This window comes from Vagococcus sp. WN80Y (genome assembly GCF_059621045.1).
In genome coordinates, this window is record NZ_JCAQHY010000090.1 from 1 (window position 1) to 5,858 (window position 5,858).

Consider the following 5,858-nt stretch of genomic DNA (forward strand, 5'->3'; position numbering starts at 1 on the left):
AAAATGTTATTTTAATTGGTATATCAACAATACTTTGTTGCATTTAACCTTGACATGTGGCCATTAAAAAGTACTTTGTATAATATATCTTATGTCAACTACATCTCGTTTTCATATAAGGCTATCAATATATTAATAGACTAGAAAAACTCTGATAATTGAACGTTTAATTATATTTTTCTTCACTTTTATATAGCACCATCTTGAACATTTTTTCAAAAAACGATAGACAATTAATAAAAGGCTATGCTATGATTACTTTGAAACCGACACGGCTTGGTTACATAAGATATATTATATGAAGTAAAAAAACACGAGAATAAGTCATCCTCGTGTTTTTTACATTTATGATTTAACCATTTATTTTTTAGACACATTTTGTAGTCAAATTAGCTAGAAAAAAATGAAATAGCTATGACGTAAAATCAGTTTAACACAGACTCACACAAAGATAAACACCTTTCCTTACAAGAACGAATTATTATACAAGAAAAACACCGCGAAGGCTGGGATAACCGAAAAATCGCCATTTTCCTTTGGACATGCTCCACAAACCGTCAACAATGAAATCAAACGTAGTACTAAGACATAACGACGAAAACAAACACAAAAGGGGAAAGTCTATATTTATGAAAATACGTCGTATTTTTCTGACAAAGGTCAAACCAATTCCGAGTACAATCACCATAATTGCAGACACCCGTTTAAGTTTAATCAATGTAAAGGCTTTACCACCTTTCCAGACTGTAATATAACATTCTGTTAACGGCCCTCGCTATACCACTTTCTAACCCTCTCGTCTTCATTATTAGCTCATCTTGAATATTTAGCCAATAATATGTCGTGTTTGTGTTTTTCATACCAATCAGAAAAATCTGGGACACTTTAGCTTTGTTGGGACCTTATTTCAGGTAATACTTTATAGCTATTCAAATTCATGTTAAATCTCCCATTTTTTGTAGATTTATATAATTTTATTTAGATTTTCCTTCCTTAGCCCGTTTTTTATATTAGAGTAAAAATTGGAAAGGTGAGCTTGTAAATCACGCTAAAATATTTATAATGAGCTGTCACTATCTACCCTAGTCAACTAATAACTTTTAAACACCCCTTTGACAACTTTACGCTGAACGCTATACATGTACCAGCATCCTTTTTATTTCCCGAGATATTAATTAGTTAAAAAGTCCTATATTTATGACGTCTTCAAAATAGATAGTCTGTTCGCTACCATCATCGAAAGTAAAAACAAATAAGTTGTCCGTCGCAATTAAACGATTTAACATCTTTCAAAATTTCATACGGTGCTGTGTCCCCTTCTGGCTGATACGTCACTTCAATTTTCATTTGACCTCTCCTTTCGATTCTCCGTGAGATTAATCAGTTGCTCGTCTTCACTTTTTACTAAATGATAGAATATTACGTTTTTTTAAAGTTCGATTAAAAAACGTAAATTGTATTTCACATTCATATATAATTAATTTCTATCCATAAATTAGAAAAGAGGTAAATTATGATTGTATTAAATGTATTTTTAAAAGTTAATGAAGAGAGCATACCTGATTATTTAAATCTCACTGAGGATTTAGTTTTAAAATCCAATAATGAAGCTGGGTGTAGTTACTATTCTCATTTTAAAGAAATTGGATCAGATACCAACTTTACTATTATTGAAAACTGGGACTCTCAAGATGCTCTTGATGCTCATAATCAAAGTGAACATTTTAAAAACTTTGTTAATAATATCAATAGTTTCTTATCTGAAGAACTGGTAATTAATACTAGCGTCAACAATTAATAGCTACTCAAACTACAAACTCTACTATTTCGTTATTGTTTTGCTCACTTAATTTTCTTGAGTGAGCTTTTTATTATCGTAAAGAATAGCAAGCTAGTTCCAATATTTGGGTCTCAGGCTTCTATCTTCATTAAAATTCTCTTCATTTAATTCCCAAAACTCTTCCAGTGCTTTTTCTATCTGTTCCAAATGATAAGCTTTGTCTTCTGGTTCAGTCGCATGAACGTAGCTAGTGTAATTAATTAACATTACTCCTAACTGATTATTTAACGGCTCATGGTCTAACCAAGATTTCCCAATATCTATCGTTGTTACGGTCGCCCCTCCGCCCCATCCTGTTAGAGGGAGTATTTTAGCTTGCGCTTGTTGGATTTCCCAAATTAACTTCTTTTCTATCTTTGTAGCCATGATTCACCTCCAAGTTGTCATTTTTCTAATTAAAATGCTCTTTAAATTCTTTTAGTTCCTCTGCTTCTATTTTTTTTCTAAGAATTTCCATTTCATAATATTCACCCATCGGAATCTCACAAATGACTTTCTCCATGCTGTTGGTATAGAATACATATTTATCAACTTCTACACGATAACTAATACCAAGCACCATACAAGCGCCATCTAGTATCCCTTGTGAACGTGTCACCTCTCGAGGTTCTCCTAATAGAGTATTAGTATTATTAGCTCTTTCGAAAAGATAATTTTCTAATAGCAATTCTAGTAATTCAGTTCTTTGCATTCCAACGCTTTTAATATAAGTACTCATTAGTTCACCTCCAAGTTATCATTCTTCTAGGTAAACATCAGAAATTACCATTCAGGATAAGTTTCATACCTTTTAGGAAATTTCACTACATTCTTTAATTATCTATGTTAAATTAAAATCAAATAAATGAAAGAAGGTTAGTCATGGCTAAAGAAGAAAATATTTCCTCAACTCTTAAAGAAATTGGTTTTACCCCCATTAAAAACTTGTCAATCGTAGTAAGTTACGCTGCGCCTAATTTAAGTGCTAAAGTTATTGAATTTTTCAGTCAATCCCCACAATATTTCGTCTTACAAATTTGCGAGAACGAAATAATTCTAGTTCCTTTAAAGTGGTCAGGTTCTTTAAAAAAAGACGCTACTTTACAAATTCCGATTAATTCAATTACAAATGTAAAAATCGAAGAAGAAGGTTTCAGCTATCGTCTTTCCATCACGTATAGTGAAGGAACAATTGAATTATCTGCCCAACAAAAAGAACTCTCTTATTTTCGCACGAGTGGCGCTCTTTCGAATGAAAATTTTTGGGGCACTCAAAATTGGCATACGAGAAACTTCGATCCTACTATCAAAAGGTTGAAGCAACTAAATGATTAAGAAATTTCAATTCATTCACGAACATATTGCTATATAATTTACTCACTAGAGAAAGGAGTAATTTTATGAAAAAGGCAAATTCAATCATTAAAATAATACAAGCGCTAGGAGTTGTTTGGATCATTCTTGCAGTACTCACGCTCCTATTCAATGACTCTGTACAACTAGCAAGTTCGATTACTTTAGTTGTCGTATCACTTGCAATAGTTAGCCTTATGATAATTAATTTCAAACAAAATAAATCAAAAAATTAACTTTCTTGAGGTGACATATCACCTCTTTTTTATTTGGATTGTCATTCTTTCTGGAATTACTAAACTTTCTATACTACTTTTGAGACTTTGATGTATAATTAATGTAACTTTTAAGAAAGGTGGCTTTTTATGGTAATGTATTCCGCAAGTTTAGTTGCTAATGGTCCATTTCTAATTATTTCTGGCCAAACACCAGAGAAAGACGGTTTTATCCCCGATAGTATTGAGAATCAGATTGACCTTGTTGTAAACAAGATTAGAGAGATTATTTCACTCAATAATTCTTCTATTTCCAACATTGTAAAAATGAATATTTTTATCACTGACGTGTCATATCTTACTGCTGTTAGGGAAAAAATAACTTCTTTTTTGAATGACACAAAGCCTGCTATGACTTTAGTAGTGGTCGCTGGTTTAATCAACGAAAAATTCATGTTGGAAATTGATGCCACCGTACAACTTTAAGCGACCTTTGAGGTTGCTTTTTTTGTTAATCTTTTAAGTAATAACTTGATACACTTTGATATTTTGTTAAACTATAGTGGTAACACTTTATTCATCACTCTAGGAGGTATTTCATTGGATAATATAAAAAGAGTCACTCTAAACGATATCGATTTGCTACAGAGTATTAGTATCACTACCTTTTCTGATACATTTGGAAAAGATAATTCACCAGAAGATTTACAAAACTACCTTGATAAAGCTTATTCTACAAAGCAACTATCTTTAGAATTAAAAAATATTAATTCTAAATTTTACTTTATATATTCCAACAATCAACCTGCAGGATATTTAAAGATAAATATTAATGATGCCCAGACTGAAACCATTGACTTAGAAGGTTTAGAAATCGAAAGAATATACATACTCTCTTCTTTTAAACGGCAAGGTTTAGGCAATATGTTATTCCAAAAAGCCTTAGCTTCTGCCAAATCATTAAATAAAAAGTCTATATGGCTAGGTGTCTGGGAACATAATTTTCCTGCTATTCAATTCTATAAGTCAATTGGTTTTCAAAAAGTTGGACAACATTCATTTTTCATGGGCACTGATGAACAAATTGATTTCATTATGAAAAAAGAACTACTATAGTTTTTTTCTGAGCCTGTTAATTAATAGGCTCTTTGTAATTCAATAGCTATTAGCAAGCGAACTCTTTGGGCTTTTCTGTCCCTAAGTACTCAGCTTTGCAAAACCACTCGTCGAAAGCTGGGTTGACTGCTGTCATATGACAAGAGTTACTTAATGCCCCTTGCTTAGTTTGATATTTGATCATAGGAAAAGCTCCCGACCACATAACGCTATAGCAATAGCGATATACTTTCCCTTTTCTCCACCAGTCTACTTTCCAGTCGTCTAATGATTTAAATTCTGTCATGTCCTACCTCCTTATTATTCTTAGGTGCTACAGTAGCCACCGCAACTGTCTTTACACAGGGACAGCACGATCTATTCTTTCGCGCAAGGCATGATCCAGCTGATCTACAAGTTTATGACTATGTAGAAGGAGAAGCATATACCAGTAAAGGTGGTATATCAAAAATTAAACCAGAAGACCTATTGGTTTCTTTGACAAACACGGATGGAAATAAGTTAGATTTTTCTGATTTAGACGTAACTATTGAAGCCTTCAGAGATCCAAGTAAAGTTAATGGAGAAGGTAAAGTTTTAACAATTGACCAAATAACAACTGAAAATGGCTATATCAAGGCGAATCCTGACGGATATACATATCCTAGTTATAAATTTACTTTCACTTATTATTACGAAGTTCCTAGAATTAGTGCTTCTGATCGTGCGCCCTTGCAACGCTCAATATCAAAAGAGTCTATAGTCCGGTTACATCTTGGTGGAGCATAGAAATCAAACAACCTATTCAATTTTCAAGTGGAGAAAGAAAATATTCTTTCTCTGCTTTTTCTTATTCCATTTATAAAAATAAGGCCTTCTTATTTCTAAATCTATTAATTACACTCTTACATTTGCTTTAATAACGCCCTTAATTCTTTGTTCATCGAGTCAAACCATGCGTAATTTTCAATTTCCCGCCCTCTGTCTCGCTTAAAATCTTATTTAGCGTTATTTTCCCCATTCTGTTAATAGTTCCTCGTGTCGGTCGTAAAGAATAGTAACTAATCTTTTTCTTTTCTGAGGGTGAGACAAAAGTCTCGCCCTCTTTTTTTTCACGTATGTTATGTGACAAACGCGCTCCAAAAGTCTGCTCTTTCGGCAATTTCTCAAAACCCGAACAATCGAAATTGCCGATTGTTCGGGTTTTTCGAGATTGCTCGGAGCAAAACGACTTTATGTCCCAGCTTCTTTACTAACTGAATCAATTTCATAATTATTGGCATTGATATAACAACGTTTCTAACACTCGAAAATAGGTTACCTCCCCATTGATACTATCAGCTTTCATCCAATTTCCCATGAATTTGATACGAGAA

At 32.7% G+C, this 5,858-nt stretch carries 9 protein-coding genes; 6 read left to right on the plus strand and 3 right to left on the minus strand.

The genetic code is table 11. The annotated features are described in order from the left end of the window. Window positions 1-1,513: 1,513 nt before the first annotated feature. Entirely contained in the window at window positions 1,514-1,798 is a 285-nt protein-coding gene (locus tag AC5KOD_RS03225) for a putative quinol monooxygenase (protein WP_496913098.1), read from the plus strand. 93 nt (window positions 1,799-1,891) lie between these two features. Here the strand turns inward: AC5KOD_RS03225 and AC5KOD_RS03230 are convergent, their stop codons facing one another. Further along, window positions 1,892-2,206 carry a hypothetical protein gene (locus tag AC5KOD_RS03230; RefSeq protein ID WP_496913099.1) on the minus strand — a complete coding sequence of 105 codons (315 nt, stop codon included), beginning with the start codon at window positions 2,204-2,206 and terminating at the stop codon, window positions 1,892-1,894. Window positions 2,207-2,231: 25 nt separating this feature from the next. Continuing rightward, the gene (locus AC5KOD_RS03235; RefSeq protein ID WP_496913100.1) at window positions 2,232-2,558 is read right to left on the minus strand and encodes a hypothetical protein; all 327 of its coding nucleotides are present in this window, start codon (window positions 2,556-2,558) and stop codon (window positions 2,232-2,234) included. A gap of 143 nt (window positions 2,559-2,701) precedes the next feature. Between AC5KOD_RS03235 and AC5KOD_RS03240 the strand changes: the two genes are divergently transcribed. The 4 genes from AC5KOD_RS03240 to AC5KOD_RS03255 all read left to right on the plus strand — a co-directional run bounded on the left by AC5KOD_RS03240 (window position 2,702) and on the right by AC5KOD_RS03255 (window position 4,503). Further along, window positions 2,702-3,154 (plus strand): hypothetical protein, encoded by a 453-nt coding sequence (locus AC5KOD_RS03240; protein ID WP_496913101.1) that lies wholly within the window; start codon window positions 2,702-2,704, stop codon window positions 3,152-3,154. A gap of 65 nt (window positions 3,155-3,219) precedes the next feature. Further along, entirely contained in the window at window positions 3,220-3,408 is a 189-nt protein-coding gene (locus AC5KOD_RS03245; RefSeq protein WP_496913102.1) for a hypothetical protein, read from the plus strand. Window positions 3,409-3,537: 129 nt separating this feature from the next. Continuing rightward, on the plus strand, window positions 3,538-3,873 hold the full coding sequence (locus AC5KOD_RS03250; protein WP_496913103.1) for a RidA family protein: 336 nt from the start codon (window positions 3,538-3,540) through the stop codon (window positions 3,871-3,873). Window positions 3,874-3,987: 114 nt separating this feature from the next. Then, window positions 3,988-4,503: a GNAT family N-acetyltransferase gene (locus AC5KOD_RS03255; RefSeq protein WP_496913104.1), complete on the plus strand. Its 516-nt coding sequence runs from the start codon at window positions 3,988-3,990 to the stop codon at window positions 4,501-4,503. A 49-nt stretch (window positions 4,504-4,552) separates the two neighbouring features. On the opposite strand, the gene AC5KOD_RS03260 is transcribed toward AC5KOD_RS03255, so the two are convergent. After that, a complete protein-coding gene (locus AC5KOD_RS03260; protein ID WP_496913105.1) occupies window positions 4,553-4,789 on the minus strand; it encodes a hypothetical protein in 237 nt (78 codons plus the stop codon). Window positions 4,790-4,980: 191 nt separating this feature from the next. Here AC5KOD_RS03260 and AC5KOD_RS03265 point away from each other — a divergent pair, with 191 nt between their 5' ends. Then, the gene (locus AC5KOD_RS03265) at window positions 4,981-5,271 is read left to right on the plus strand and encodes a hypothetical protein (protein WP_496913106.1); all 291 of its coding nucleotides are present in this window, start codon (window positions 4,981-4,983) and stop codon (window positions 5,269-5,271) included. Window positions 5,272-5,858 lie beyond the last annotated feature (587 nt).

Bases quoted from the DNA above. Each gene is read 5' to 3' on its own strand.
- AC5KOD_RS03260 (WP_496913105.1), bottom strand. From the start codon at position 4,789: ATGACAGAATTTAAATCATTAGACGACTGGAAAGTAGACTGGTGGAGA.
- AC5KOD_RS03230 (WP_496913099.1), bottom strand. From the start codon at position 2,206: ATGGCTACAAAGATAGAAAAGAAGTTAATTTGGGAAATCCAACAAGCG.
- AC5KOD_RS03250 (WP_496913103.1), top strand. From the start codon at position 3,538: ATGGTAATGTATTCCGCAAGTTTAGTTGCTAATGGTCCATTTCTAATT.
- AC5KOD_RS03240 (WP_496913101.1), top strand. From the start codon at position 2,702: ATGGCTAAAGAAGAAAATATTTCCTCAACTCTTAAAGAAATTGGTTTT.
- AC5KOD_RS03225 (WP_496913098.1), top strand. From the start codon at position 1,514: ATGATTGTATTAAATGTATTTTTAAAAGTTAATGAAGAGAGCATACCT.
- AC5KOD_RS03245 (WP_496913102.1), top strand. From the start codon at position 3,220: ATGAAAAAGGCAAATTCAATCATTAAAATAATACAAGCGCTAGGAGTT.
- AC5KOD_RS03235 (WP_496913100.1), bottom strand. From the start codon at position 2,558: ATGAGTACTTATATTAAAAGCGTTGGAATGCAAAGAACTGAATTACTA.